Below are 25,199 nucleotides of genomic sequence, written 5' to 3'. Positions count from 1 at the left end.
GTATCTTGCGGAAAAGGAGTGATATGGATGAGCAAGCCGCGTATCGCGGAGTGGACAGAACTACGGGGCCTTGCCTACCTCGCTGTCGTGCTTCAGCATTGCATTGGCGAATATATTTATCGCAGCGACATCCAACAGCCAGATTCTGTTATGCTCGCGATGCTGTATCATTTGACACGTTTTGGCACACCGACGTTCGTTTTCCTGTCTGCGGCGCTGCTATTTTATAACGGCAACAAACCGATTGGCTATCCTCGCTATATTGGCAGGCGGTTTCGAGATATTTATGTTCCTTTCCTTTGCTGGACTGTTATTTATTGGGTATGTACTCAAAACTGGTCAACGGCGCAGTGGGGAAATATTTATTTTTACAAAGGTATGTTCGAGGAAATGATCATCCCCGTCAGCGGATATCATCTATGGTTTGTAGTGATGATCTTTCAGTTTTATATTTTGTTTCCTTTATTTTCAAAAGCAGCCGGGCAGGTTCAAGCGTTTCTACGTCGTTACAGCACGAAAAGACGCAAACAGCTTGTTTTGGCTATTATGCTGATTGCCGCTACGGCTTATGCTTTGCTGTTACAATGGTCCTACTATGACATGTCTGCATGGAGCACTGGGTTGCCGTCCTTTTGGCAGACTCTACTGGATTATCGCACCTATAACTTTGTCATGTACTTTTTCTATTTTATGCTGGGCGCAGTATGTGCTTACATGACAGACACGTGGCGTGGACTGGCCAAACAGACGTTGCCGTGGAATGTATTTGTGTTCATTGGTTTGTTCATGCTCATGGGTCACACGATGCTGATCCAGTCGGGCGATACGATCAATCTTAATATTTCCACCTATTTGAAGCCAAGCACCTTTGTGCTCATTGTCTCGCAGCTGCTTTTATTGTACGGACTGCTGCTCCATTTGCAAAAAGATACACGATCCGAGCCGTTTCGCCGTATGTTGAACTGGATCGGGCGTTATTCTTTTGGAGGATATCTGGCCCATGCACTCGTGCTGGCCTTCATATCCTACTACACCCGCCCGCTTGCACTGGGCGATCATCATTTTACAGCTACGTTCATTACGTTTATCGTCGTGGCAAGTGTTTCTCTGGGCATCAGCTGGCTCTTTGCCCATCTGCCCGGCGGCAACTGGATTGTTGGTTCCAAAGGCAGACAGCGGTTGAACTGGCATTCGTTTCGTTTCCAGTTCCTTTCCTCCAAACGTGCTTCCAAAAGCACGCAGGAGCTTGGCTAATCTTATGCGTCTGTGTTTCAGCATGGGGTTATGATTCCAATGAACTTTGGCAGGGCTCACTTATTGAGCTCTGCTTTTCTGTGCCTTAGTATGCCGTCCCCTCAAAAAGATGATTAACATTTTATGACATGAATATGTATTTTATTTTAAAATAAGTCATTATATAGAATAATAAACGTTACGCGGGAGAAGTCATAGTTTTGCATAACAAAGAAGGGAGAGGATGGACTAAACATAATGAGGTAGCTTCTTGGTCTGAAACATACGGTTGTACTGATTAATCAGTTCATCCAAAAGCATAGACTGCTCAAGTACACAAGCATGTCCGAAACCATACTCTTCGTAAAGATCATGCAAATGTTGTCTGGCGTGTTCCATCTGTTGAATTAACGTTACCGTTTCATACCTGTTCATCCTGCATACCTCCTAATGAATCTCATTTTAAGGAGGGATGTACAAATACCTCATGATCTTTTTTGAGTCGAAAAATTACAAAATAATACAAAAAAAGACCAGCCATAAGCTGGTCAATAGTAATGAATATGAAGATGATGATTACTTGGATCACATTCCACCAACGTGTCCTTGTGTTTGGATTGTGTCATGGCTTAGATTTGCAGTTTGAGCTGGTACTGTGAATACCAGTAAAAAGCTAGCTACCGCTAAGAAGAAAGCCATCCTTTTGATCATTTTTCTCCCACACCTCCTCATAAATAGATTGGAACCGAGCCTGTGTTTTAGGAGCCGCATGTGCTTTGAAATGATAAAATAATCCAAAACAATTGGCAATAAGTAGTACATGGTTAATTGTAACAGCTTTTTCAAACGCGTTTATTAAACATTTGAAACCATATAGATATCTGCATTTATTTAGGCTGTACTTGGCCATTTTGTACCAGAAGCGTACGTATTCTTCCGATAAAACTTGTTGAGTATACGTATCAGAAGATGATGGTTCCTGATACGCTGCAATTTGGGACTCAAAGCGCCGGAGGATATGATCTACATCTACATTATATCGATTAGCTACTTCAAGGACGTTCAGTAGCTCGGCAAAAATCTCTTTTTCGGCAGCCATATGTTCTACGTAATCCGGCAGAACACTGATGTCCCCAGACATAAGTCTATTGACGTACGTATTAATTTTCGCCCATTGCAGATACTGCTTCTTCCAATAGAGGGACTCGGAATCTTTTTCTTTCACCCAACTTAGATCCGCATAACGATGAATGTGTTCTAATGCTTGTTCATGATCTCCTTTTGCATCGCAAGCACTAGCACACATTAGTCCAGAATAGGCTATGTAAGTAAAAAACGGTCTAATTGGCTTTTTTTGCGGCTCTGTTCCTTTTCGCTTGGAGTTATAAACCAAATTATATTGGATCTGTCCTAATTGACCCATTCGATGTGCAAATTCATACACCTTGTCCCACATACTTAATGATCTGTACACGTTCGCCAAATCTTTTAATGCATCTAATTGTTCTATCTCGTCTAAACGATCCACAAAAGGGGCAAATTCAATGGCAGCTTGAAGATTTATAGCTCTATCTTGTCCAATATTGATTTGGAACAAACGATACTGGCAGATCGCCAATCGCTCTGAATGCTGCTGCTTCTCACTTTCAGCCACCTTTTTGTAAAGGTAAGCCGCTGCTTCATTGTAACCGTCTTTGTATACATTTTCGGCAACTTCAAAGAGCGATGGCGGATAATTAGGGTTATCCAATAACAGAATTACAACTCGCTGCAAGCAGTCCAGTCGTCCTAGCTCAATACATCGGTATAAGAAAGGGCTGATTTTTTTCCAGTTGAGCGGAGATTCTTCAATGCATTCTTCAATATAACGTTCGTAAAAATAATCCGATGGTAAATTCATTCCCGCAGTAATGCTATCCAGTTGGTGAACAGAAATAGATCGGTTACCGGTCACAATGCTACTAACTGTACCTACATTCAAATCAATCGTGTGACCAAACTTGGTCATCGTTAAGCCTTTTCGTTTCAAATAGGTTTGAATTTCTGCCTGTATCGTAGGTGTGATTTCCATGGATAAACCACCCTTTCAGCATTTTCATAAAATTTCAATTTCAATAAACAATATAGTTTGGAAACTAATAGTATAATTATTGATTTTCCTTCACGATAATACCATCTTTTGGAACAAACATAAATGCTTTTACTTTATTGATTTTTATATTTTTATTAGGAGATCTTTGGATGTTGGACAATGGAAGGAGAAGATCACTTGAAAAATACAGGTATGACACGTCCATTGGATACGTTAGGTCGAATTGTTATTCCTAAAGAGATGCGAACCTCTATGGGCATTCAAGCTGGTGAGTCCTTAGAATTTTATTTAGATGTTGAAACAGGTTTATTGAGTATGCGGAAGTATATTGGAGTCTGCTGTCACTTATGCTATTCGATTCAGGATTTAAGCTATTTCTGGGATTCATTTTTATGTAAAAAATGCATAAACGATCTGAAGGGAAATATAGGTGTGAGTCCATTACCTTTTCCTGTCGTAAAGAAACCTGCGTACAAAGAAAAAAGTAACCATCGGTCGTCTTCACAACATTTAGTCGAAAATCTAAGAAAACTCATGCGCGAGCATCCAACAGCCAAGCAAGGCGAATATGCTGAATGGCTCGGCGTATCCCAAGGCCGTATTTCCCAGCTTAAAAAGCTATTATAGGTATCGCTCAACTCATATTCTAGCAAAGCTAAATAACCAGTCGCTGGTAGATTTCAAGGCGACTGGTTATTTCAACTTCTAAACCTGAACGAATTACCACTCCTACCCATGACCACAAAAATTAGAGACGCCAAAAGAACAATCAGACAACCTATTTTATGAAAACCAAAGGGGATATTGTTACGATTGGTGTAACCAAAGACCCAGTGATTTCCTATGAGGATTTTAAAGTTACGCCTTCGGTAGCCCTTGATGAAGTGTCCGCGGAGGATATTCAACTCCTAATTATACCTGGTGGAGATAACACTCCATTAAAGACGAACAAGAACTTTTAGCTTTAATCAATACACTGAATAATGATAATAAAGTGATAGCGACCATTTGTTCTGCCACTGAACTTCTGGAGATAGCAGGTGTCTCCTATAAAAATCCTGTGAATCATCCAACGGGTCTGGAGATACACAAGAATATCATTACGGCTAAACCAAATAAGTATGTGGACTTTGCAATTGAAATAGGCAAGGTGGTGGACATTTATACGGATGATGAAGATTTAAAAGAAACCATTGATTTTTTTAAGCTCTTTAAAGATAGTTAAGCTCCAAGCAAACGAACTTTGATTCAAAAAATGATAGATAACATCTTTGCTGGGAAAGATCCGCTCCATGGTCACTTTCCAGAAGACGAAACCAGTCAACAATGGCTTCACTATCACTATCCGCAAAAGAGAATACGATGCTTTCGATACTGGGCATTCAATAGGTCCACACACTGGCTACGATATTAAACAGCATATGGAACAAAGTACCCAGTATTTTTGGAAAGAAAATTATGGTCAAATTTATCCGGGCCTAGCCGAGCTTTTGAAAAATAATTTACAACACTAAAGGGTTTTAATTACAAAAAGACCGGTTTTCACGCCGATATGGGTGTAGTTTTTTGTTATCTCTGGTTCAAAAGCCGCAATGATTTCGGGAACCTTCCTTTTCCATGCGGATAGAATTACAAAATTCAAAAAATGTTATTTGTATTTTGAATTTTGTTATAGTATATTCAATTTATCTTAATAAGGAGGTCTTCTAAATGAAACAAAGACGATTAGGTATAGACGGTCCATTGGTTTCAAGCATGGGTCTAGGCTGTATGGGAATGTCAGGAGGAACATACGGCTCTGCGGATCGCGCAGAAAGTATTAACACGATTCACGCTGCACTAGATGCAGGAGTTACGCTTCTAGATACAGGGGACTTTTATAGTTCGGGACACAATGAACTTTTGGTTGCTGAAGCTTTGAAAGGAAGAAAGCGTGAAGATGTCATCCTCAGTGTGAAATTTGGCATGCTGATCTCACCGGATGGCTCCTATTCGGGAATTGACTGCCGTCCTCAGGCTGTGAAAAACTCCCTCTCGTATACTTTGGCACGATTGAATACTGACTATGTGGACATTTATCGTCCTGCCCGGCTGGATCCTACAGTACCTATCGAAGAAACGATTGGTGCCATTGCTGATATGGTCAAGGCGGGATATGTCAGGCACATCGGTTTGTCAGAAGTTGATGCAGAGATACTCCGGCGAGCTCACGCTGTTCACCCAATCACAGATCTGCAATTCGAGTATTCTCTGATGTCAAGAGATATCGAGAAAGAGATTTTACCAACAGCGAGAGAACTCGGCATTAGCATCACAGCCTATGGAATCCTCTCGCACGGATTACTTAGTGGAACATGGGACAAAGATCGTCGAACTGATGGTTTCGATTTCCGTAAACATTTACCACGGTTTACTGGTGAGAATTTGGATAAAAATTTGGAGCTAGTAGAGGCCTTACGTACCATCGCTGAAGAAAAAAACACAACCATTGCATCACTTGCAACCTCGTGGGTTCTATCTCGTGGGGATGATATTATCCCACTTATTGGTGCTCGCCGTCTAACGCAACTTCAGGATGCTGTCACAGCGCTCGACTTACAACTTACCGCATCTGATTTAGAGAAAATTCAAGAGGCTGTCCCAGCAGATGCTGCCGCTGGTACCCGATATTAATGGTAGATCAGTTTCTAACAAAAGAAGCCATTCTGGACGCGACGGAAGACGTTCTTCGTCGATTTGGGCCAGAGAAGACGAGTGTAGTTGATGTGGCGCGATCATTGAATGTCACACACGCAACCATTTACCGTCATTTTCCAAGTAAAACGGCTCTACGTCTTGCAGTTGTAAAACGATGGTTTCATGTAATCACTGAACCTTTGGACAAAACATTCCAACAAGAATGCTCTGCCAGTGAGCGTTTACTTATATGGATGGATACGTTAATTCGGATCAAACATACCAAAGCCCAACAAGATCCCGAATTGTTTGCAATTTATACTAAAATTGCTGAAGAATCGGATGATATTGCTAACGAATTTGTTAATCATATCATCGGTAACATCACCAAAATTGTAGAAGCAGGGATAAGCAATCACGAGTTTAAAGAAGGATTAGCAGAAGAGGTTGCGCGTGGAATCTATGTGGCAACAGTCCGATTTCATCACCCTCTTCACAGTCGAGAGTGGTTATTACCGACCATTCATCAGGAATTCGAAGTTGTTTGGAATCTCATTATGTCTGGAATTCTGCAATAATTTAAGGATGGGTTTCCCCCATCCTTTTTTTGTTGTCAAACAATTTACTCCTCGACTTATTCATGAGGAAGATATCCACGGTATCCCTGGCTAACGCTTTAATTGAGCTTCATTCGAAGCCCCGGACTTACGATCGAATGTAATCGGGCCTTTATGGTTCACAAGCCGTTTCAGATCCATAGTCATTTCGTTCTTCAATTTATCAATGAGCTGATCTTCTTTGATGCCTTTGCTTTTAGCAACCTCGGCCAACGACTTCCCTTGTCCCAGCTCTTTCTCTAACTGGACAGGAGTGATGCCCAGCAACCTAGCTACTTTCTCGTTGAGATGGTGATTCAAGCCGCCAGGCCGTTTGCCGTGTCTATGTCTGTGAACATGCCCATGTCCGTGGTCGTCCTGTGGTTCAACATTCCATTGGCGGGCTGCCCCTTGGATAGAGCCGATGGGAGTGAGAGTTTGCAACGAATTACCCGGTTCGGTCCCGGAAGCTCCTGCTGCACCCGCAGTACCATACATCATCACTCCTCCATATAGGATAGCAGCGGCCAATTTCAATTGTTTTTTCATGTTGCAGACCCTTCTTTCATCCTTTTTCATCTATATTTTCTCTTTCTGCTTTTTTTATTCATTCCCTATGTTTTTTCACAACATTCTCAATGTAAAAATAACAAAATATTGAAATTTGCAATCTGTTGTATAATGGCCGGTAACAACTAGAAATCGCTATAAAAATATTCATAAGAGATGCAGGTGATGGCGATGGAATGGTATTTTGCATACAAAGACGAATTGGAAAAAGTATTTCGTCAAGCGGAGGAACGGACGTCCACGTTTCCAGCTCCCTTTCAGCAAGAGGGTTTGGACTTTCTGGCGCGTTTTAATCCGTTGCGGGAAGACAGCACGCGTAATTACATATGCTATTTGCTTCCATTTTGGCTGCAAGAACTCACCGGACTCCCCCCCGAAACATGCCACAAGCTGTCACTTGGCAACGTGTTTATCATGGCTCACTATTTAATTCAAGATGATGTGATGGACACAGCAGCAGACAACCGTAAAATGCAACTCGCCTTAAGCCAGCTCTTCTATACCGAGTGTATAAGCGTATATCGGGACCTTTTTCCGGCAACCTCTCCTTTTTGGTCATATGCCCGAACGTATGTTGATGAATGGGCCGTTAGTGTGATATCCGAAGGAACAGAGGACTATTTTCAAGGAGAAAGAAATAAGGTCGCGCTGAAAGCAAGTCCATTAAAAATGGCCGGAACGGGTGCTTTACTGCTCGCAGGCCGTGCCGATCTGGTCCAGACTATTACAAATATGACGGACTTGGCGCTACTCGTGCTTCAAATGTCGGATGATTGGGCCGATTGGGCAGAAGATTTGGTCGAACATAGCTATAACTGTCTTTTGTCCCATATCAGTGCCGAGCAAAAGACAGCTTACTGTGAAGGATTGGGACCCAAACAGATTCAGGAAGCAATTTATGTACGCGGTGCACTCGCCAGCTATGTGAGCATTGCCGATCAAGCAGTCCAACTGTTAGAGACCCTGAAGCCTTCTATCCACGGCCTACGTAGCTTTGCACATTCTATCGCAGCAGAACTGGGCGAAGTGGCGGCGGAAATTGAAGGCGGACGCTCGCATTTGAGAAGAGGCGGACTTGACTACTGGCTCTCCAAAAATATGAAATAATGCTAGATTTTTCTGAGCCTTTCGTGGTATACTGACTAGGTAAATATAACCAATTGAATGAGAGGGTGATTTTTGATGGCTACTGAAGTTCTTCAAACACAAGTCATTCAAAAAGCTTGGGAGGATGCCAGTTTCAGAGAGAAACTGATGTCAGATCCCAAATCTGCAATTCGTGATGTGTTAGGAGTCGTGATCCCCGATCATATCCAAATCAAAACGTTAGAGGAAACGCCTGATCAGTTTTTTCTGGTAATTCCTCCAGACCCCTCCGGCGTGCTCGCTGCATCCCAGAAACCTCGCTCGATGTGGTAAATTAGTTGTTAATGCTTATTTAATCTATATTCCTTAATCTCATGTGGGTGGGCTCAGCAAGCTTCCCTCCGTTTTCTCCGAATGCAAAAAAGCCGGATATTATCCGGCTACGGGGAAGCGGATGGTCGCTTCTGTTCCCACCCCTTTTGCACTTGTAAAAGTAATTTTGCCATTCATCGTTTCAATAATCCGAAAAGTCACCATCATCCCCAAACCCGTGCCTTTTGTCTTATTCGAGAAATAAGGCTCACCTAGTCTGGATAAAGTCTGAGCATCCATCCCTTCACCATTATCCCGAATATGAATGACAGCTTCTCCGTTGTCCACATAAGCCCATATATGAATATGACCCTGATCTCGCAGCGCTTCAATGCTGTTTTTGATGATATTGATGAACGCTTGCTTGAACTTGGAGGAATTCCCGCGCACTTTGATTTCCTGGGGAATATCCAGCGAAATTTTTCCACCTTGCAAATTAGCCATTGGACTGATGATTCCTTCAATATGTTTGAATTCGTTCAATATGGTCAACGTTTTGGTTTGGTCAAATTCTGGCTTGGCAAAAGTCAGAAAATCAGTAATAATCGCGGAAGCTCGATCCAGCTCCTCCAGAGCGATATGTAGATAGTCTTTATTTTTACCATCCTCCTGCTTGCTCATCAACTGAAGAAATCCACGTGTAACCTGAAGCGGATTACGTACCTCATGAGCTACAGATGCAGCCAGATCGCTAATAATCTCCATTTTCTCCGAACGTTGAAGCTCATTATTGAACATCTCCAGTTCTCTGGAATACCGAACCACCTGCTTGTGCTTTTCTGCCAGCCTTCTGCCCAAAATCGCGATCAACGCCAGTACAAAACCGAACACGCCCCATTTCCACAAAAACATATTGTAGTGTCCGTCCAGAATGAAGAACCAGCTCAGTTCCCCGATAGAGATGACTGCAAAAAATGCAAAGCCTGTCGATAAAATGATCGCTTCGTGATCACCCTTAAGTGCCATGCGAACCGAAGCAAATACCAGCAGTATCATTAAGGCGACGAGTAATATACCCAAGATGACTACACTAAAAAAATAATATATATCGTTCAACCGCTCCTGTGCTCCTAAATTCACAATCATCATGGTAAAGCAGAACAAAGAGTATGCGGTTAACAACTTTCTGAATTTGCGAATCAGTATAATCGAATTGATATTTTGTTCAAAAAAGAAGGCTAATGAAGGCAGCAGAATAAATAGTGCCACATCAAAAAGTTGTAAGTACAGCTTGCCATAGCCGCGATAGAATGTATACAAGAATGGTGAATACGTTACGATCATCAGACCAATAGACAATACTATTGCACTTAGGGACAGCCACATAGCCATACTCGGACGGAACATGAAAAATGAGCAGATCAGTAGTACTAGTGCCATAAAGATAAACGTACTGCCCAGTACAATATCTAAAACATCCATTCTGACCAAGGTCCCCAACAAATCACGATAATCACCGGTCATCACATTGCCGATAATGCCCAGTCTATTCTTACTGCTTTCCGTCCATATGTATAATGTTTTACCGCTGTCTTCCGGCTTCAGCGGAATCAGAATACGATTATTCTCATAATTGTACCCACGGTAGGATTCGTAAAAATTGGTCCCATCTTTATACAGCGTAATATGCCTGCCATAAATATTTTCAAAAAGTACCGCTGGCGTTTCATCATTTAGCGAAGGTAACTTCATACGAATCCAGGCAGAGCCTATATTACCGGGTTGCCTAAGCAGTTGTGTATCATTTTCAATATGCATCCAGGCCTTGCTGGAATCCTTTACCTCATCTAAAGAGCCATCCTCGTTTACCGCTCCCCATCTCATATCCCAGGAGGGTATCTTATAATCCCTTTCCGGGGTCATTTTGGCCGCATAGGCGGAGTAGCCCAGCGACAACAACAACACAATGACCGCTAGCAGGGTGGCGACAGCTTTGGGCACATGCCTCATATTAAGCACCTCAAAGTTACATAGTAGGATTTACAAGTTTGTATACGTTTTAACATTTTTTACGTCCTGAAATTATATTATTCTATACGATGATGTGCATACCTTCTTCATTAGTAGGGTATCATGTTCTTTTTACTCATTTTTTGTAAAATCTTCATATTGATTAATGATCATTTCCTGTTCGCGCCGCTCCTTCTGCTCTCTAAGCCCCAACCATGGTTCACAATCTTCATCCTCATAGATCGTCCAAATATCGGAAAATAAATAATCGCGTATTTCTACTATTTTTCCGGCCTGTCCGCCATCTGTCCAGTATAAGCCTTCCGGGCGCCGAATGAGGGTACGGGAAAAACCCGGGGTAGATGCCTTTTGACCTACTCGGATACGACTAATCATCGGACCAAACATGTACCATTCCAATTCATATCCCTCCCTATCCTCTTTATCATATCACAGCAGTTACCAAAAAAACGCTAATTGAGAATGGGCATATCCCTATTCGCATGATTTTAACTTCCTACAGACACACTAACTCAAGGTTTAGCCGTTCTACTGTTTGGGTAAGGTCGGAATAAGCAACAAAAAGTAAAGGAGCTGAGCAACATGGCCAATCGTGATGATCGAGTTAATGAGCTACATGACAATGATTTTGAGCCTTCTCTGCAAAATGCAGAAACCAACTGGGAGAATCTAACCGAGGGCCCAGATACTCCTCTCGAAGACGTCCCAGATGCCGATGAACTGACACCGAACAGTCCTGTTGATCCTTCTGCTCCTGCCGAATTCCTGCATGGTACCGATTTGCTGAATGGTACCGATGGGGACGAAGAAGAGCAACTGGACAGCGACGATATGCTGGATTAAACACTTCATTTTATCGGGTGAAAGAAAACGGTTACCCATTCTGCTATGCGGGTAATGAAGTGTATAACCGAAAGGAGTTGACTGATCTCCTATGTATAAAGATCCGATGTCTCAAGCCGATATGGAGTATAAGCGCTACAAAGCCTTGAATCCCGTGGAAGAGGATGACCGCAGGTCTGCGGACAAGACAATTACAGATGATATCTCGGCCGAAGATAACCCACGAGGAGTCGCATCTGCGAAGCCCGAACCCAGAGATCAAGGAAAATGAAAGGACAGATAGAGAATGCAAAAAGGGTGCTACCCAAGCCACACAAATGATACACATGGCTTGAGTGCACCCTTTTGAACTTCACATGTTTACAATGGCAGCAATGCTACTGTCGATTTGGCTTCCAATCCATCTATCATTTCGTTCCAGACAGCAGGCTTGTTCGGCAATACTGTATAGTAACGACGTAGGAAAGCTGCCACCAATTTGGCGCTCACTTCTTCCATGCTATCATCCTCAGGCATAAAGCCTAAATTCAGCCCTTCTACTGCTACACCATCGTTATTCCAGGACGGATGTACGTAGTACAGATCCAAACGCTTATAGCCCAGATGAGATAGCACCTCACGTCGCACGTACGGGTCCATTGGCTTGACACCACCAAAGGGATGCTCGTTGCCACGGTAAGGGTCATAGATTTCAGCAAACATACCCAGCAACTGCTGTCCGCTGGCCTGAGCAAGCGCGTGCAAGTCATTCTGGCGTCGTGTCCAAAGAAAACGGCCAATGCCCAGTCCCGATTGTCCGATGATCGTAAAATCTGTCATAGCTACATTAAAGTCCTCATAATAACGATACTCTGTTGCACCAACTACCTTATCATCCTGTACCGCAACAAAGACACGAATACCCGGGTCTTCCAGCGGTTCCTTCCACAGACTGTACTCTAGCACTTCCTCTGGTGGAAATACTCTCTGCATTAGCTGATGCATGCTCGCAAACAAGGGGTCTTCAATATGAGTAATGCGATGATATTCCATAGGATAGGACACGCTCCTCTACAATTAGTGATGGGTATGAAACGGATTTCTCCATTCCATGAGGGCAGCATAATTACGCGATTGTTCATCATCCAAATAATTCGGCAGGATACAAACGGGCACCCGTCCGCAACGAAGCAGAAAAGTTAATACCGGGTCCTTCAGCTCACCAGACACTACGGCATCCACATACGCTTCTGCGCTCAATTGGTCGGCATGATGCTGATAACCAGGCATACGCCCCGCGCCCAGCAAACGATCCAGTCTCCGTTCAATCACAAGATGATATAAGGAAAAAATCAGCCATTTGCCCAGACCCAATCTGCGGTAAGCAGGACGTACCGCCAAATCAATCACATACAGCGCCTTGCCGTCCTCACAGTGCGTACGAATATAACCGTCATCCGCTACTTCATCCCATGTATGCTGGGGATGTTCGGGGTTATAATGCATCAGTAGGCTGGTTACCGAACCCGCCAGTTCCCCCTCAATTTCCACACACAGCGCTCCATCTGCAAAATGCTCTGTCTGGCTGGCAATCTGCTCCCGGCTCCATAACAGCTCCTGCGGATAAGGTGGGGGGAAGCTCTCCTGCTGAATACGCAGCAACCCCTCATAATCGGCTGTAGAATAATTACGAATCACCGCCCGTAGCGGTCGATCGCCGTCAAAGATGAACCATTCTTTGCGATACATGGCTTATTTCCTTTCATTAGCTCCAGTCTGTGTATAAATCTGTTCTACGGTCACGCCAGGTTGTAACCGAGCCCCGCTCGCGCACATCGTACAACAGCTGCAAATCGAGATCTGCTGTCACAATCATATCGTTGTTCAGTTCACCCTCCACCATAATGCCGCGTGGCGGAAAAGGAATGTCATTGGGTGTAATGACTGCGGCTTGTCCATAATTGGCACGCATAAAATCAACCGTAGACAAAGCGCCGACAGTCCCCGTTAAAACGACATACACCTGATTTTCAACCGCTCTGGCGTGGCTTGTATACCGTACCCGGTAAAATCCGTGACGATCGTCCGTACAGGAAGGACAGAAAATAATATCTGCTCCCTTGGTCTTCGCCATGCGAACGATTTCGGGAAATTCAATATCATAGCAGGTCAGCATCGCTATGGTGCCCTTGGACGTCTCAAACACATTCAGCCCCTCACCGGGAGCCATATTCCATTCATGCACCTCTGTCGGTGTAATGTGAATTTTGTCCTGAGTGGCCACACGCCCGTCCGGGTAAAACAAATGTGCCGTATTATATAAACGTTCGTTTCTCCTAACTACATGAGTGCCACCGATAATATGCATCCCGGTTCGACGTGCGAACGAAGTGAATAATTCAAGGTACCGGTCCGTAAAATCCGGCAGGTCGTTGATCGTCAGAGCTTTGCCTTCACTGTCACCAATCGACATAAGCTGGGTCGTAAAAAACTCGGGAAACAGAACAAATTCCGCGCCAAATTCCTCCGCTGTTTTGATATAATGCTCCGATTGCAGGGCAAATTGCTCGAATGAGTCAATCGTATGCAGGTGATATTGAACCGCCGATACTCTGATTTTGCTCATAATTCCTCCTCGGACATCACGTCTTTTAGATTGCAAGGGGGTCCCGTTGCTGTTCACATTATAACCGATTCAAAACGGTGCGAAAACTGAACCTGATAATCAGGGCTTGCCTTCTGCACCTACTTTGTTTAAAATAAGGTCAAATCTTTTGAATACCATGAACAAAGACATCGACGGAGACAAGTAGACGTTTAACGGATTCCCACAGAAAGGTACGAATTGCTGAGAGCGTACCGCAATCCCGCGTTGAAATTCACTCCCGAGTCGAGCCTTGAACCGACAGAAGGATTCATTCCTTTGTCCGCAGTAGAGGTTTCCGGAAGCCCCCGTTACGGGCATCAAGATCAGAAGTTACTGCCGTCGACTGAACGACGTTGACGATTCGTATGTATACTTCTGTAATTAGGGTGGTACCACGGCATTCGTCCCTTGCGGCGAATGCCTTTTTGTGTTATTTTCTGCAAAAAAAAGTCCATGGGCTAACAGAAAAAACAAATTTAAATTCGGGAAGGGTGTACTGTATGTCTACAAATGAAAATTCTTTGGAGCTGTTGCGGGAACAGCTCGATGCTACAAATTTGCAATTGCTGGAGTTGCTGTCCCAACGCGCTGAACTGGCGGGACAACTTGGAAAATTGAAGGAAGCTCAAGGGGTACCTGACTTTGATCCGGTACGCGAGCAACAAATGCTGGACAAGCTGATCGCGGCTAACCGTGGACCATTTGACGATGCTACGATTCGCCAGCTGTTCAAAAATATTTTCAAGGCTTCTTTGAACTATCAAAAAGAAGAACACAAAAAGCATCTGATCGTCAGCCGCAAAAATCAACCGGATAGCACAGTTATCAAGGTTAAAGATACGTTGGTGGGCGGCAAAGCCTCCATTATGGTCGCAGGTCCCTGCTCGGTGGAAAGCTACCAGCAAACTCGCGAAGTAGGTGCGGCTCTCAAGGAAGCCGGTGTGCCGATTCTACGTGGTGGTGCGTTCAAACCACGTACGTCCCCGTATGATTTCCAAGGACTGGGCGTAGAAGGATTGCAAATTCTTAAACGTGTAGGCGACGAGTTCGGGCTGGCTACAATCAGTGAAATCGTCGATCCAAGACATTTGGAGGAAGCGATCCAATACATCGATATTATCCAAATTGGTGCGCGCAACATGCACAACTTTGAATTGCTCAAAGCTGCGGGTGAAACCAGAACTCCGGTTCTGCTCAAGCGGGGACTGGCTGCCACAATGGAAGAGTTCCTTCATGCTGCTGAATACATCGTTTCCCGTGGTAACACGCAAGTCATGCTGATTGAACGCGGTATTCGTACGTACGAAAAATGGACGCGTAACACGCTGGATATTTCCGCTGTTCCGATTTTGAAAAAGGAAAGCCATCTGCCTGTATTGGTGGACGTGACTCACTCTACAGGACGTAAGGACATCCTGGCCCCTTGCGCCAAAGCTGCCCTAGCTGCTGGAGCTGACGGTATCATGGTGGAAGTTCACCCGAACCCGGCAGTCGCTTTGTCCGATGCTCAGCAACAGCTGAACATTCCTGAGTTCCACAACTTCCTGTCTGAAGTCAAAGAATCCGGTTTATTCAAAGCGTAAAACTAATTTTATGCCGGCATTCATAAACCGCTTTCATTTCCTCAGATAATGATGTAAAATTGGATCAGGATTGTGACTGATCATGCAGGCAAAACCTAAATGTATATATGCTCGACTTTTGTTGAGACATATATATGTTTAGGTTTTTTTTATGCCTAATTCTTGAATAAAAAGAATACCTACATGGTTATAATCCACAAAAAACATCATAGGAACGTTCAGAGAGGGGAACAGAAATGAGAGAAAGAAAAGGGTTAAGCATTTTTCTATTAGCCATGATATGTATTCTGATCATCAGTGGTTGCAGTGGTAAGGCGCCCGCCGTTGTGAAAGATGAAAGGGCTGCTCCAACAGAAAAACAAACGGAAAATAAAGTAGAAAATAAAATTACCAAGGCCAGAACGGTGATCACTACCGATGGAGAAGTAGATGATATGAACTCTGTCATTCGCTTCCTTCTTTACTCCAATGAAATGGATTTGTCCGGGATTGTACTGACTAGCTCTGTATATCATTATGCAGGTGATGAAAAAGCTGGCATCAAACCATTTAGATGGACCGGAACCCAATGGGTAACGGACATGATTGATGCCTACGGAGAGATTTATCCCAACTTAATTAAACATGCCGAGGGATATCCAAAGCCTGAATATATCAAGAGCGTTACCAAAATAGGTAACATTTCAAATAAAGGTGAAATGGACAAAGAAACGGAAGGCTCCAATTTCCTTAAAACGCTTTTCCTGGACGATGACAAAAGAGATTTATACGTACAAACTTGGGGTGGAACCAATACCACGGCCAGAGCTCTAAAGTCCATTGAAGACGAATATAGAAATACAGATCAATGGGAAACGATTCGAAAAAAAGTAAGTGATAAACTCGTACTGTACATCATTCTGGACCAGGATGATAGCTACAATAATTACATCGCTAAAAATTGGCCTGACATCAGAATTATTAATGATCAATCTAACTTCTGGCATTTCGCTTATGCTTGGAAAATGCACACAGAAGAAGTAAACAGCAAGTTGCACGGGGAATGGAATTTCAAAAATATTAAAGAGGGTCATGGCAAGTTGCTCAATATGTATGCCTTGATGGGCGATGGCAATATCATCAAAGGCGAGTTGGATGAAGAACAAAGAGGCAGTGAAGCCTACTTAAAGAAAAATCCACAATACGACAAGTATGACTTTATTTCTGAAGGTGATTCTCCATCCTTCTTCTATTTAATTGATAACGGATTGCGGAGTATGGAAAACCCAACCTATGGTGGCTGGGGAGGTCGTTTCGGTGTCGTTAACGATAAATTGTTTAGAAATACTGTGTTAGATTATGATATGCATACGAAAAAATTCGAAGCAGAATATTCTTTGATGCGTTGGTTTGATGATATTCAAAATGACTTTGCTGCTCGTGCAGATTGGGCCATTGCGTCCGACTACAAAGATGCCAACCATAATCCAACATTGACCATTAAAGAAGGATTAGACCTAACGGCTAGCCCAGGGGAGAAAATAACCCTGCATGCAGAAGGTGCAGATCCAGACGGTGATCAATTGACTTACAAATGGTGGAGATATTTTGAAGCCGACACGTATGAAGATTCTAAAGTAAAACCCGCACAAGTTAAACCTGAATTGCTGGGTGATATGCAGCTCGGGCTTCACCGAGAAGTAGCTAAAGGCGAGAAAGTAAACACAATTGACTTGCAAGGAAGTGACACAAATACAGCAAGTTTCATAGTTCCTGCAGATGCCAAGTCTGGAAATACGATTCATATCATTGCAGAGGTACAGGACAATGGTAAACATCCTTTAAAGCATTATCAACGTGTGATTATAACCGTAAAATAATAGAATACAACATCAATAAAATTAGGCTCATGGAATAACACTCCATGGGCCTGTTTATTTTTGCACATCGAACCTAGGACAATCTCTATACACGTTTAATGCTTTTTTCAGTCAAAGGAATATAATATCCTTTGCCATTCGGACCCATAGCAAATTTATTGCGAAGATGAATTAGATTAGGGCCGAATTTCTCCTCTAATTGTTCGCGGAACTCATATAGGATTTCCATGATATAAATATCATGAATAATCACTTCAGTAATCGGCATCACCAGCCCCGGATGCAACGTCCATGCAGCGCGGCTGTCATCACCAAGTGAAAGTATGCCAGCTACGACCTCCCGGTCGTCTACGCTAAGTACAATCCACCGACCACCAATTTCAGACGTAATCTCCTCACTCATATCATGGCGGTAAACAGTAGCGAAATCAAAGTTAAGCTCCCCATACGCTACAATGATCACTTCAATTCCTTGTTGAGCGACTTGCTCTAAAGCATCTCGGAACACCTCGGCATCCTCTTTCCAAATTTCCAATAAAATTCGGTGTTTTGCTCCCTTTACCCCTTCATTTATGCGATTGATAATGGCTTCATACCCCGAAATATTCCAAATATTCTCTCTATTTTGAAATGATGCTGTGTACTGCTCCAAACTCTCTTGCGCCACATTGAAAATCTGCTCTGCTTTGCGTTTTCTCTGGGCAATCAATTCATGTGGAGGAAGCGGCACATACAGAGGCGTATTTTCTTGACTGACCATGATATCCCCACGGCTAACCATTCCAGACAAAACCTCGTAAACTTTGGACCTCGGTACCCCGGAATTCAATGAAACGGCATATCCCGAAAGTGGAGAGCTTTCCAATAAGGTCACATAAGCCTTGGCTTCATATTCACTAAAATTCAAATCTCGTAGAATTTCTAATATATTTGGTTTTGGTTTCATGACGTCTTCTCCTCAATTCGTGTTCATCCTTACTATATCACTTCCCCTTGACAAAAACTGATATACACACTATCTTTTTAGTAACGTTTTTATAGTAGTCACTATAGTAGCAACTATTATATTTCACAGGGGATTACCTCAGGGAGGATTTAACTTGAACAAAGTCATAGCTCATCACAGCGAAAGCAACCGCATTTACTACGGTTCTACGATTCTGGCCCTATTGATCTGGAGTACATCGTTTATTGCCACCAAAGCAGCCTACACGACGTTCCCCCCTCTTACCTTGGGTCTTTCCAGATTTATTATAGCTTCCGTTGTGCTAGGTATCGTTTTGCTGATTAAAAAAGAACATGTCAAAGTAAAGCCAAAAGATTTGGCTACGATTTCGTTTAGTGGTGTTTTGGGGATCACTCTCTACTTTTCAATGGAGAATATAGGGGTTAGCCTGACTACCGCTTCCAACGCAGCATTAATTGTTGCATCATATCCCGCAATTACGTCGCTGCTTGAACTTATTTTGTATAAAGTGAAAATATCCAAATATAAAATTTGCGGCATAGCACTGGCCATGATCGGGGTATATTTCTTGACTTCAGTTGGCGAAAGTTCGGATAGTAAGAATCAACTAATCGGAAATTTAATATTAATCGGGACGGGTTTTGCGTGGGCGTTTTACACTTTCATGACGCGCAAGGTTGTGGACAAATATCCGCCTTTGACGTTATCTTTTTATCAAACCGTTGCAGGGAGTATCTTTTTCATACCGTTGGCTCTATTAGAAAAGGATCGTTGGCAGGTTCCGACAACCGGATCGTTTATGTTGTTAGTATATCTGGGTGTATTCTGCTCCGTTATCGCATTTTTGCTCTACAATTACGGATTAATCAAGCTGTCACCGAGTAGTTCCGTTTCTCTGATGAATTTGGTTCCGATATTTGGAGTCTTATTTTCTGTGTTGCTTTTGCAAGAAACGATTACATGGCGCCAAATCATTGGCGGTTTGGTCGTTATTATCGGTGTTTTACTGAGTGCACATCAAACAAATCGTACCTAAAATGAAAGATTGCACACTAGTTATAAAAGTTAAGACAAGCATCGTTGTTATAAGTATCAGCGCTACAATATAGGGCGAGTGACCTCACCAAAAGTTTCTCGCCCATCGCTTCCATTTATGCAGTTGGCTTTTTTTCTTTTATATAAAAAAGGTGGTTATATTGATTGATGAGGTTATCCATAATTACAGACTGTCTGAGCACACTGGCATGATTAAAACCATGTTTTGCTTGCAAAATATACAGCTTTTGACGAGCTTTCTCAAGCTGTTGACACAAAATGTCGTCTCTTATCATAATATATCCCTCCTTGTCATATTATCAGTGTAGAGGGTTATGAATAAGTATACTAAAAGTAAAGGTTTGGGATAATTATCTAATAACACAAAAAAAGACCTGCTCTATGAGCTCTAAGGTTGTCCTCTTCGACAATCCTGTGTGATTCGCTTATCCGGCAGAATGAATATCCTGATCCGTGACGTTCTTCTTGGCTGAAACCGGGAACACGTTTTTCCCCTTCACCCCTAGCAACAACGCTGCAAGCAGCAGTATGCCACCGTTTAACACAAAGATCCAGCGGATCGGCATCCAGCTGCCAAGCATGCCGCCAATCAACGGCCCTGCCATTGTCGCGAGTTGAGTGGCTGATTGGCTCAAGCTAAAGGCTCGTCCGCGAAACTCCGGCTTGGTGACCTCCACAGTCATCGCGTTGATAGCAGGCATGACGGACGCATAAAACAATCCATATCCAAACCGAAGTGCACCAAAACCAACAAAGTTGGTTATAAAAAATTGTAAGATATTCCCGATTCCCGAACCGATCAGCCCAATCAGCAGCACGTGTGCAAATCCGGTCCGTCCTCCAATCCGTCCCCATCGGGGAGCCATCAGCACCGCCGCGATGCCTACGGCTGAGAATACAATCCCGGAACTTAAAGACGCCTGGCTACGGTCAACTCCCATTTCAAGCACATACACCGTAATTAACGGTTCCAAGATCATGACGGAAAAGGTACTTAATCCCGCCAGAATAAGCAAAAAGCACAAAGGCCGATTAGCAATAGCCTCCTTGATATCATCACGAACATGCGAGCGGGTACTGGTTCCCTTGAAGCTGTCCTCTCTAGCGCCAAAGGTCGCAATTAACGCAGATACCAGTACAAGAGCCGCTGAGAAAAAAAAGGCATTCCGATTGCCATAATAATGGCTCACCACACCGCCAATTAACGGACCTATAATGCTGCCTGTCGCCCCAGCGGTCGCCATAATACCGAGTGCATAGCCGGTTTTCTCCTCAGGCGAACCTGTTCCGACCAGCGCAATCGCAGCAGGAATAAACCCGGATAGTAGGCCTTGAAACAACCGTACTCCTACGAACACATATGGATCTGTCACCAAAGCACATATCAGGTACAACACCGCCAGGCTAAAGCCTGAACGAATCAGCATCGGCTTACGTCCATACTTATCCGCAAGCGAACCCCAAAATGGGGCAATCAGCGCGCTGGCTAAAAAAGTGACTCCAAAGGCAATCCCCGACCACAGTTCCAGATGATCATTTACACCCATTTCCGTATTCAGAAATATAGGTAAAAACGGAATAGACACGGAATAGGCCATGCTGCAAAACAATACTCCAATCCACAAAATGACCAGATTTCGCTTCCAATATAGATGCATGATGCCACACGTCCCTTCTGCTCATTCCATTATTACCCTCTAAATTAGAAAAGTCTACCGCCCCCTCATCCTTCAATCGTGGAACAACCGTGAAGAAGCTGATATAATCGAATGGAATGGAGTTGATGACATGGCTAAGAAGAGAAATTCGTCTTCCCCTGCTCCTGCGGCTCAGGACAAACCTGCTACGTTAAAGGATCTGTTGAGTCAGGATGTGCTGAATAAACTTAAGGCTCAAGCCAATGAAGCCCAAGCAGAACAGGACAAGCGTAAAGAAGACGAACGGCAGCGTGCCGCCGAAGCAAAAAAAGCTGAACAGAAGAAGCTGGATAACAACTTTGAGCATCTGCTGAATAACAGCAATTTGGACTGGCACAAATACAAATAAGCCAAAACCATAACGGTTTTGGCCTATCTTTACGCTTTATGTTATAGCCAGTCACGAATATGTTGTACTGAGTACAGCACCCCTACCCAAACCGGCAGACTGAACGCCATACCCCATATGAGACCTTTCGCCAGCTTTTTGTCTACCTCCATCATGATCCTGCCCCTTTCCTTGGGAATAGCAGCAGTATGGGTCAAGAATACGGCTTTCAAACCCGTATTTCCTTATCCCCAGCAAAAAAGGTATGATAGAAAATGGAAAAGTGTTCTGCGCTGCCCCCAAACTTTAAAATTAGGATGTTACACCATCCAATCTTTCAGGAGGAATATCAATGAACCGAAAAACGATACGCCCATGGTACACGCTGTGCCTACTGGCCATCATGCTCGTGCTGGTTGCTGGATGCGGTACAAAAGCGGCCGATGTGGAAGCTGCCAGCCGGACAAGCACTACAACTCCTGCTGCGACTAAAGACAAGAACAAGGCTGTTTCCCATCCGATTGTCACGATTGTCATGAATGATGGCAAGAAAATTAAGCTTGAGCTGTATCCGGAAGTAGCACCGAACACGGTTAACAATTTCATTTCTTTGGTGCAAAAGGGAGCCTATAACGGTACCATTTTCCACCGTGTTATCCCAGGCTTTATGATTCAGGGTGGTGATCCGCAAGGTAACGGTACAGGTGGCCCCGGCTACAGTATCAAAGGCGAATTCAAGAGCAATGGTGTTAACAATACACTCAAACATACACGTGGCGTATTATCCATGGCCCGCTCAGCGGATCTGGATTCGGCCGGATCGCAATTTTTCATCATGGTTGCCGATGCGGACTACCTCGACGGTCAATATGCCGCTTTCGGTAAAGTAACGTCCGGGTTGGATGTGGTCGATGCTATCGTCAATTCCAAACGGGATAGCAATGACAAACCGATCCAACCGGCTACGATGAAAAAAGTCACTGTGGATACGCTGGGTAAAAAATATCCAGCTCCCGTCAAAGTAAAGTAAGACATTCAAACAGTCTTTCAAATCGGGATAACAGCAACGACCTTGTGTATACGCATGAGGTCGTTTTTGCTTATCCCTTGATGCTCTCTAAGCTGCTGCCTCTATGATGTAGTAAGAGTATATACACAAAAGGAAGCGTTTTCAATCATTATTTCTAAAGTTTTTTTTCGTTATAAAAGCCGTCAGCGTTCGACAAAAAAGCTACTGTATGAGCAGTAAATTCGTCTAATTGGACTTGGTCTCGACTGAACGAATACCTTCCATCTCTTGAAGCAGTGACAGCAGTTCCTCCACTCCCTCTGACCGGGACAGCTTTAAGAGCATATGAATAACCAACTGCTCACCGTTATTGATGCGCTCGACGTGAAAGCTGTGAATTGTCAGCTTCTTGTGCTTCAGCAGTTCTTTGATCCGATTCAGTACGCCCGGCTCATTGTCGACCTGAACAACTACTTGTTGCGTGGACGGGGTAGCCATCTGATAAAAACGACTATGGAGCAAGGACTGAGCCGCTAAAATAAACAACGTTACACCTGCACCAAGCCCATACATCCCTGCACCTACGGCAATACCGATTCCGGCGGTAGTCCAGATGCCTGCGGCAGTGGTCAGTCCTTTAATTCTATTTTTTTGTGTAAAAATCATCCCTGCGCCGATAAAACCCACTCCACTTATAACCTGTGCTGCTATTCTGGAAGGGTCCAGCGACAGGTTAGACCAGACGGCTTGATCCTGAAAACCATATTTGGATACCACCATCATGAGCGCTGCGCCAATACCGACAATGAAATGCGTGCGAATGCCCGCCTCCTTCATCCGACTTTTGCGCTCATAGCCGATTAACGCGCCGCATAATCCTGCAAACATGACCCGAATCAAGTAATCCCAATCCCACATACTTTTTTCACTCCACTATAGTTTATGTTTTGAAAGATGTTGCCTCAAAGTATACAATTTAAAAATACTACGGCAAATGAGCCATTTATACAGCTGTTATTTTGTTATTACCCAAATTTCAAGGAACCCTCACTTCATCCTCTGGCAGATTGCGATGTGCCTTCCTTCCCTTGAGCAGCCATAGCTCCGGTGTATCCTGCACACCATCAAGGCGCAAGCTGAACGCCCCCGCTGGTAAATTGCGTACACGCAGCAATAGACGGTTTCCGTCTGCTACGGCATCCACAAGCTCCAGCAACGTTAGTGAATCGTTCCTTAGGTGGCGGCTCAGGTCGCATGTTGTACCTGCTCTGTCCTCCCGGCTCCAAATACGCAGCTCATCTACAGACGGCGTGGCAATTCGCTTGCTGAAAGAAATAACCACCTCATCTTCGGCTGAACGTTCCGCCCTTAGCGGTTTGGGCGGCTCATCGTACATGTAACCACCCACATGGTATTCATAGGCGGTCCAGGCGTCGTAGTCGCCCTCCAGGGCGGTAGCCCCGAACCGCCGCGTCCACTCGCGGTCTCGAACCATCCGCGCGAGCGAACCGATATCCGCCTGCACCCCGAGGGGCAGGCCCGGATAAGCGGCGCGAATCGACTGCGCGATGCGGGCGTAGCCGCGGATATACTGTGGCGGCAGGCGGCGGCGCATCCAGTCTGGCCAATGGGTCTGGAGTACGTGCATATCCGGGGCTACGCTCCCGATCATGGCTACCGCGTCCAGACCCTGCCATTTCCGCAGCTGGCCGGGAACATCGCCGCGCCCGCTCACAGCAAGCGACCATGTCGCCACGCAGATGTCCGGCCGGACATCGCGCACACCGCCTGCGCCGTTCACCAGCTCGCTGATCAGGCCGTTCACGGCGTCCACGCGCAGGTCGACCCACTGCGCGTACAGGTTCGGAACCTTCCGGTAGTAATTCCGCGCATGCTTGTCGCGGAAATCCGGAATGTTCTCCCCACTGCGCTCGCGAAAGGCACGCTGTGCATGCGGCCCAATATCCCCGTACACTCCACTGCGCAGCCCGTTCCATTCGGGGAAATAAGGCTCCGCCACCTCGAACCCGTCGAACGGAATGTCGGTGACGAGCCGGGCAGCGGCGTTCTTTTTCCATTCCACATACTCCTGGGCAAAATGCGAAAGCCGCTGAAATCCGTCGTTCGGTTCGCGCAGCAGCTCCATACGCCATTCTTTCCACTCTGGCGGTAGCTGGGACACGCCAAAAGAGCCGTTGCCTAGCACCATTGCCCACACCGCTATGCCTCTGCGTTGAAAAGCAGCAACAAGCGCTCCATCCACTTCATTTTCACGCACGACAAAATAATGAACGGTCTGGTAGCCCGCAAGGGCGATCTCATCTGCTATACTGTCCCGCGAACGGTTGGCGTAATAGGGGAACAACGGATCGATTTGAATACTGGGGCCGCTCAGTGCCCACGGTTTCATTTTTCCGGTCAGTGCTATAGCGTCTGTCGATTCGGGTCGGTCATTTGCGTTATAGCTCAATTCGATCCACCTCCGTCACTCGGTCTTCTCCATACTTGTTCCTGCTATATATTTTTGCTACAAGTTCCTGCTGGTTCGCCTATGTTACCATATTTCGCAAATGGGATAAAATCCAGCTGTGACTGTTTCACCATCAACGTCCAGAGGTATGGAATAACGAGCCAG

Annotated in this window: 28 protein-coding genes and 1 other annotated feature; of the genes, 15 read left to right on the top strand and 13 right to left on the bottom strand. The window is 44.5% G+C overall.

Annotation, left to right across the window (positions count from 1 at the left end):
- The first annotated feature begins 27 nt into the window (after positions 1-27).
- On the top strand, positions 28-1,254 hold the full coding sequence (locus ACUYLD_RS00515; RefSeq protein ID WP_446674206.1) for an acyltransferase: 1,227 nt from the start codon (positions 28-30) through the stop codon (positions 1,252-1,254).
- A gap of 228 nt (positions 1,255-1,482) precedes the next feature.
- Here the strand turns inward: ACUYLD_RS00515 and ACUYLD_RS00510 are convergent, their stop codons facing one another.
- A complete protein-coding gene (locus tag ACUYLD_RS00510) occupies positions 1,483-1,668 on the bottom strand; it encodes an aspartyl-phosphate phosphatase Spo0E family protein (RefSeq protein WP_025723187.1) in 186 nt (61 codons plus the stop codon).
- 238 nt (positions 1,669-1,906) lie between these two features.
- A complete protein-coding gene (locus ACUYLD_RS00505) occupies positions 1,907-3,304 on the bottom strand; it encodes a helix-turn-helix domain-containing protein (RefSeq protein WP_446674205.1) in 1,398 nt (465 codons plus the stop codon).
- Between the two features lie 180 nt (positions 3,305-3,484).
- Between ACUYLD_RS00505 and ACUYLD_RS00500 the strand changes: the two genes are divergently transcribed.
- The 5 genes from ACUYLD_RS00500 (at position 3,485) to ACUYLD_RS00480 (ending at position 6,579) form a co-directional block, all read left to right on the top strand.
- Positions 3,485-3,952: an AbrB/MazE/SpoVT family DNA-binding domain-containing protein gene (locus ACUYLD_RS00500; protein ID WP_446674204.1), complete on the top strand. Its 468-nt coding sequence runs from the start codon at positions 3,485-3,487 to the stop codon at positions 3,950-3,952.
- 158 nt (positions 3,953-4,110) lie between these two features.
- Positions 4,111-4,287, top strand: a complete 177-nt coding sequence (locus ACUYLD_RS00495) for a DJ-1/PfpI family protein (protein ID WP_254350923.1) — start codon at positions 4,111-4,113, stop codon at positions 4,285-4,287.
- A gap of 32 nt (positions 4,288-4,319) precedes the next feature.
- A complete protein-coding gene (locus ACUYLD_RS00490) occupies positions 4,320-4,550 on the top strand; it encodes a hypothetical protein (protein WP_254350922.1) in 231 nt (76 codons plus the stop codon).
- Between the two features lie 485 nt (positions 4,551-5,035).
- Positions 5,036-5,998 carry an aldo/keto reductase gene (locus tag ACUYLD_RS00485; protein ID WP_446674203.1) on the top strand — a complete coding sequence of 321 codons (963 nt, stop codon included), beginning with the start codon at positions 5,036-5,038 and terminating at the stop codon, positions 5,996-5,998.
- Positions 5,998-6,579, top strand: coding sequence for a TetR family transcriptional regulator (locus ACUYLD_RS00480; RefSeq protein WP_254350920.1), 582 nt, complete (start codon positions 5,998-6,000; stop codon positions 6,577-6,579). Before ACUYLD_RS00485 ends, ACUYLD_RS00480 begins: the two co-directional genes overlap by 1 nt.
- A gap of 90 nt (positions 6,580-6,669) precedes the next feature.
- Here the strand turns inward: ACUYLD_RS00480 and ACUYLD_RS00475 are convergent, their stop codons facing one another.
- The gene (locus ACUYLD_RS00475) at positions 6,670-7,146 is read right to left on the bottom strand and encodes a hypothetical protein (protein WP_446674202.1); all 477 of its coding nucleotides are present in this window, start codon (positions 7,144-7,146) and stop codon (positions 6,670-6,672) included.
- 192 nt (positions 7,147-7,338) lie between these two features.
- Here ACUYLD_RS00475 and ACUYLD_RS00470 point away from each other — a divergent pair, with 192 nt between their 5' ends.
- On the top strand, positions 7,339-8,274 hold the full coding sequence (locus tag ACUYLD_RS00470; RefSeq protein WP_446674561.1) for a hypothetical protein: 936 nt from the start codon (positions 7,339-7,341) through the stop codon (positions 8,272-8,274).
- 75 nt (positions 8,275-8,349) lie between these two features.
- Positions 8,350-8,586 carry an NHLP leader peptide family RiPP precursor gene (locus ACUYLD_RS00465; protein ID WP_061831210.1) on the top strand — a complete coding sequence of 79 codons (237 nt, stop codon included), beginning with the start codon at positions 8,350-8,352 and terminating at the stop codon, positions 8,584-8,586.
- Positions 8,587-8,685: 99 nt separating this feature from the next.
- On the opposite strand, the gene ACUYLD_RS00460 is transcribed toward ACUYLD_RS00465, so the two are convergent.
- Together ACUYLD_RS00460 and ACUYLD_RS00455 are read right to left on the bottom strand one after the other, a co-directional pair.
- Positions 8,686-10,575 (bottom strand): ATP-binding protein, encoded by a 1,890-nt coding sequence (locus ACUYLD_RS00460; protein WP_446674201.1) that lies wholly within the window; start codon positions 10,573-10,575, stop codon positions 8,686-8,688.
- Positions 10,576-10,707: 132 nt separating this feature from the next.
- Positions 10,708-10,995 carry a hypothetical protein gene (locus ACUYLD_RS00455; RefSeq protein ID WP_023987328.1) on the bottom strand — a complete coding sequence of 96 codons (288 nt, stop codon included), beginning with the start codon at positions 10,993-10,995 and terminating at the stop codon, positions 10,708-10,710.
- Between the two features lie 183 nt (positions 10,996-11,178).
- Here ACUYLD_RS00455 and ACUYLD_RS00450 point away from each other — a divergent pair, with 183 nt between their 5' ends.
- Together ACUYLD_RS00450 and ACUYLD_RS00445 are read left to right on the top strand one after the other, a co-directional pair.
- On the top strand, positions 11,179-11,439 hold the full coding sequence (locus tag ACUYLD_RS00450) for a hypothetical protein (protein WP_061831212.1): 261 nt from the start codon (positions 11,179-11,181) through the stop codon (positions 11,437-11,439).
- A gap of 91 nt (positions 11,440-11,530) precedes the next feature.
- Positions 11,531-11,710: a hypothetical protein gene (locus tag ACUYLD_RS00445; protein WP_235307519.1), complete on the top strand. Its 180-nt coding sequence runs from the start codon at positions 11,531-11,533 to the stop codon at positions 11,708-11,710.
- Between the two features lie 89 nt (positions 11,711-11,799).
- Here ACUYLD_RS00445 and ACUYLD_RS00440 read toward each other — a convergent pair whose 3' ends face one another.
- The 3 genes from ACUYLD_RS00440 to ACUYLD_RS00430 are packed head-to-tail and all read right to left on the bottom strand — an operon-like array spanning position 11,800 to position 14,044.
- Positions 11,800-12,471 (bottom strand): GNAT family N-acetyltransferase, encoded by a 672-nt coding sequence (locus ACUYLD_RS00440; protein ID WP_254350916.1) that lies wholly within the window; start codon positions 12,469-12,471, stop codon positions 11,800-11,802.
- Positions 12,472-12,495: 24 nt separating this feature from the next.
- Entirely contained in the window at positions 12,496-13,167 is a 672-nt protein-coding gene (locus ACUYLD_RS00435; RefSeq protein WP_061831215.1) for a GNAT family N-acetyltransferase, read from the bottom strand.
- 16 nt (positions 13,168-13,183) lie between these two features.
- Positions 13,184-14,044, bottom strand: coding sequence for a carbon-nitrogen hydrolase family protein (locus ACUYLD_RS00430; protein WP_061831216.1), 861 nt, complete (start codon positions 14,042-14,044; stop codon positions 13,184-13,186).
- A gap of 161 nt (positions 14,045-14,205) precedes the next feature.
- Positions 14,206-14,477, top strand: a binding site (T-box leader).
- Positions 14,478-14,565: 88 nt separating this feature from the next.
- On the opposite strand from ACUYLD_RS00430, the gene ACUYLD_RS00425 reads away from it, so the two are divergent.
- Both ACUYLD_RS00425 and ACUYLD_RS00420 read left to right on the top strand, forming a co-directional pair.
- The gene (locus ACUYLD_RS00425) at positions 14,566-15,648 is read left to right on the top strand and encodes a bifunctional 3-deoxy-7-phosphoheptulonate synthase/chorismate mutase (protein ID WP_013309063.1); all 1,083 of its coding nucleotides are present in this window, start codon (positions 14,566-14,568) and stop codon (positions 15,646-15,648) included.
- Between the two features lie 236 nt (positions 15,649-15,884).
- The gene (locus ACUYLD_RS00420; RefSeq protein ID WP_446674200.1) at positions 15,885-17,507 is read left to right on the top strand and encodes a nucleoside hydrolase-like domain-containing protein; all 1,623 of its coding nucleotides are present in this window, start codon (positions 15,885-15,887) and stop codon (positions 17,505-17,507) included.
- A gap of 85 nt (positions 17,508-17,592) precedes the next feature.
- Here ACUYLD_RS00420 and ACUYLD_RS00415 read toward each other — a convergent pair whose 3' ends face one another.
- Entirely contained in the window at positions 17,593-18,453 is an 861-nt protein-coding gene (locus ACUYLD_RS00415) for a TrmB family transcriptional regulator (RefSeq protein ID WP_446674199.1), read from the bottom strand.
- A 154-nt stretch (positions 18,454-18,607) separates the two neighbouring features.
- Between ACUYLD_RS00415 and ACUYLD_RS00410 the strand changes: the two genes are divergently transcribed.
- Positions 18,608-19,510, top strand: coding sequence for a DMT family transporter (locus tag ACUYLD_RS00410; protein WP_254350914.1), 903 nt, complete (start codon positions 18,608-18,610; stop codon positions 19,508-19,510).
- A 115-nt stretch (positions 19,511-19,625) separates the two neighbouring features.
- On the opposite strand, the gene ACUYLD_RS00405 is transcribed toward ACUYLD_RS00410, so the two are convergent.
- Both ACUYLD_RS00405 and ACUYLD_RS00400 read right to left on the bottom strand, forming a co-directional pair.
- Complete coding sequence (locus tag ACUYLD_RS00405; RefSeq protein ID WP_061831220.1) at positions 19,626-19,805, bottom strand: aspartyl-phosphate phosphatase Spo0E family protein; 180 nt, start codon at positions 19,803-19,805, stop codon at positions 19,626-19,628.
- Positions 19,806-19,955: 150 nt separating this feature from the next.
- Positions 19,956-21,188 carry an MFS transporter gene (locus ACUYLD_RS00400; protein ID WP_061831221.1) on the bottom strand — a complete coding sequence of 411 codons (1,233 nt, stop codon included), beginning with the start codon at positions 21,186-21,188 and terminating at the stop codon, positions 19,956-19,958.
- Positions 21,189-21,318: 130 nt separating this feature from the next.
- Between ACUYLD_RS00400 and ACUYLD_RS00395 the strand changes: the two genes are divergently transcribed.
- Together ACUYLD_RS00395 and ACUYLD_RS00390 are read left to right on the top strand one after the other, a co-directional pair.
- Positions 21,319-21,576, top strand: coding sequence for a YqkE family protein (locus ACUYLD_RS00395; protein WP_446674198.1), 258 nt, complete (start codon positions 21,319-21,321; stop codon positions 21,574-21,576).
- Positions 21,577-21,907: 331 nt separating this feature from the next.
- Positions 21,908-22,585 carry a peptidylprolyl isomerase gene (locus tag ACUYLD_RS00390; RefSeq protein WP_069291265.1) on the top strand — a complete coding sequence of 226 codons (678 nt, stop codon included), beginning with the start codon at positions 21,908-21,910 and terminating at the stop codon, positions 22,583-22,585.
- A gap of 225 nt (positions 22,586-22,810) precedes the next feature.
- Here ACUYLD_RS00390 and ACUYLD_RS00385 read toward each other — a convergent pair whose 3' ends face one another.
- The gene (locus tag ACUYLD_RS00385; protein ID WP_061831224.1) at positions 22,811-23,482 is read right to left on the bottom strand and encodes an MgtC/SapB family protein; all 672 of its coding nucleotides are present in this window, start codon (positions 23,480-23,482) and stop codon (positions 22,811-22,813) included.
- A 118-nt stretch (positions 23,483-23,600) separates the two neighbouring features.
- The gene (locus ACUYLD_RS00380; RefSeq protein WP_446674560.1) at positions 23,601-24,974 is read right to left on the bottom strand and encodes an N-acyl-D-glucosamine 2-epimerase; all 1,374 of its coding nucleotides are present in this window, start codon (positions 24,972-24,974) and stop codon (positions 23,601-23,603) included.
- Between the last annotated feature and the right edge of the window lie 225 nt (positions 24,975-25,199).

Source organism: Paenibacillus sp. SER-28 (assembly GCF_052906305.1).
This window is presented reverse-complemented; position numbering and strand designations above follow the sequence as displayed.

What these genes read in the sequence shown, in the direction of transcription:
- ACUYLD_RS00420 (WP_446674200.1), top strand. Translation starts at nt 15,885, where the DNA reads ATGAGAGAAAGAAAAGGGTTAAGCATTTTTCTATTAGCCATGATATGT.
- ACUYLD_RS00515 (WP_446674206.1), top strand. Translation starts at nt 28, where the DNA reads ATGAGCAAGCCGCGTATCGCGGAGTGGACAGAACTACGGGGCCTTGCC.
- ACUYLD_RS00505 (WP_446674205.1), bottom strand. Translation starts at nt 3,304, where the DNA reads ATGGAAATCACACCTACGATACAGGCAGAAATTCAAACCTATTTGAAA.
- ACUYLD_RS00450 (WP_061831212.1), top strand. Translation starts at nt 11,179, where the DNA reads ATGGCCAATCGTGATGATCGAGTTAATGAGCTACATGACAATGATTTT.
- ACUYLD_RS00425 (WP_013309063.1), top strand. Translation starts at nt 14,566, where the DNA reads ATGTCTACAAATGAAAATTCTTTGGAGCTGTTGCGGGAACAGCTCGAT.
- ACUYLD_RS00435 (WP_061831215.1), bottom strand. Translation starts at nt 13,167, where the DNA reads ATGTATCGCAAAGAATGGTTCATCTTTGACGGCGATCGACCGCTACGG.
- ACUYLD_RS00510 (WP_025723187.1), bottom strand. Translation starts at nt 1,668, where the DNA reads ATGAACAGGTATGAAACGGTAACGTTAATTCAACAGATGGAACACGCC.
- ACUYLD_RS00470 (WP_446674561.1), top strand. Translation starts at nt 7,339, where the DNA reads ATGGAATGGTATTTTGCATACAAAGACGAATTGGAAAAAGTATTTCGT.
- ACUYLD_RS00395 (WP_446674198.1), top strand. Translation starts at nt 21,319, where the DNA reads ATGGCTAAGAAGAGAAATTCGTCTTCCCCTGCTCCTGCGGCTCAGGAC.
- ACUYLD_RS00495 (WP_254350923.1), top strand. Translation starts at nt 4,111, where the DNA reads ATGAAAACCAAAGGGGATATTGTTACGATTGGTGTAACCAAAGACCCA.
- ACUYLD_RS00445 (WP_235307519.1), top strand. Translation starts at nt 11,531, where the DNA reads ATGTATAAAGATCCGATGTCTCAAGCCGATATGGAGTATAAGCGCTAC.
- ACUYLD_RS00385 (WP_061831224.1), bottom strand. Translation starts at nt 23,482, where the DNA reads ATGTGGGATTGGGATTACTTGATTCGGGTCATGTTTGCAGGATTATGC.
- ACUYLD_RS00390 (WP_069291265.1), top strand. Translation starts at nt 21,908, where the DNA reads ATGAACCGAAAAACGATACGCCCATGGTACACGCTGTGCCTACTGGCC.
- ACUYLD_RS00405 (WP_061831220.1), bottom strand. Translation starts at nt 19,805, where the DNA reads ATGATAAGAGACGACATTTTGTGTCAACAGCTTGAGAAAGCTCGTCAA.
- ACUYLD_RS00465 (WP_061831210.1), top strand. Translation starts at nt 8,350, where the DNA reads ATGGCTACTGAAGTTCTTCAAACACAAGTCATTCAAAAAGCTTGGGAG.
- ACUYLD_RS00430 (WP_061831216.1), bottom strand. Translation starts at nt 14,044, where the DNA reads ATGAGCAAAATCAGAGTATCGGCGGTTCAATATCACCTGCATACGATT.
- ACUYLD_RS00480 (WP_254350920.1), top strand. Translation starts at nt 5,998, where the DNA reads ATGGTAGATCAGTTTCTAACAAAAGAAGCCATTCTGGACGCGACGGAA.
- ACUYLD_RS00475 (WP_446674202.1), bottom strand. Translation starts at nt 7,146, where the DNA reads ATGAAAAAACAATTGAAATTGGCCGCTGCTATCCTATATGGAGGAGTG.
- ACUYLD_RS00460 (WP_446674201.1), bottom strand. Translation starts at nt 10,575, where the DNA reads ATGAGGCATGTGCCCAAAGCTGTCGCCACCCTGCTAGCGGTCATTGTG.
- ACUYLD_RS00380 (WP_446674560.1), bottom strand. Translation starts at nt 24,974, where the DNA reads ATGAAACCGTGGGCACTGAGCGGCCCCAGTATTCAAATCGATCCGTTG.
- ACUYLD_RS00400 (WP_061831221.1), bottom strand. Translation starts at nt 21,188, where the DNA reads ATGCATCTATATTGGAAGCGAAATCTGGTCATTTTGTGGATTGGAGTA.
- ACUYLD_RS00440 (WP_254350916.1), bottom strand. Translation starts at nt 12,471, where the DNA reads ATGGAATATCATCGCATTACTCATATTGAAGACCCCTTGTTTGCGAGC.
- ACUYLD_RS00485 (WP_446674203.1), top strand. Translation starts at nt 5,036, where the DNA reads ATGAAACAAAGACGATTAGGTATAGACGGTCCATTGGTTTCAAGCATG.
- ACUYLD_RS00500 (WP_446674204.1), top strand. Translation starts at nt 3,485, where the DNA reads ATGGAAGGAGAAGATCACTTGAAAAATACAGGTATGACACGTCCATTG.
- ACUYLD_RS00415 (WP_446674199.1), bottom strand. Translation starts at nt 18,453, where the DNA reads ATGAAACCAAAACCAAATATATTAGAAATTCTACGAGATTTGAATTTT.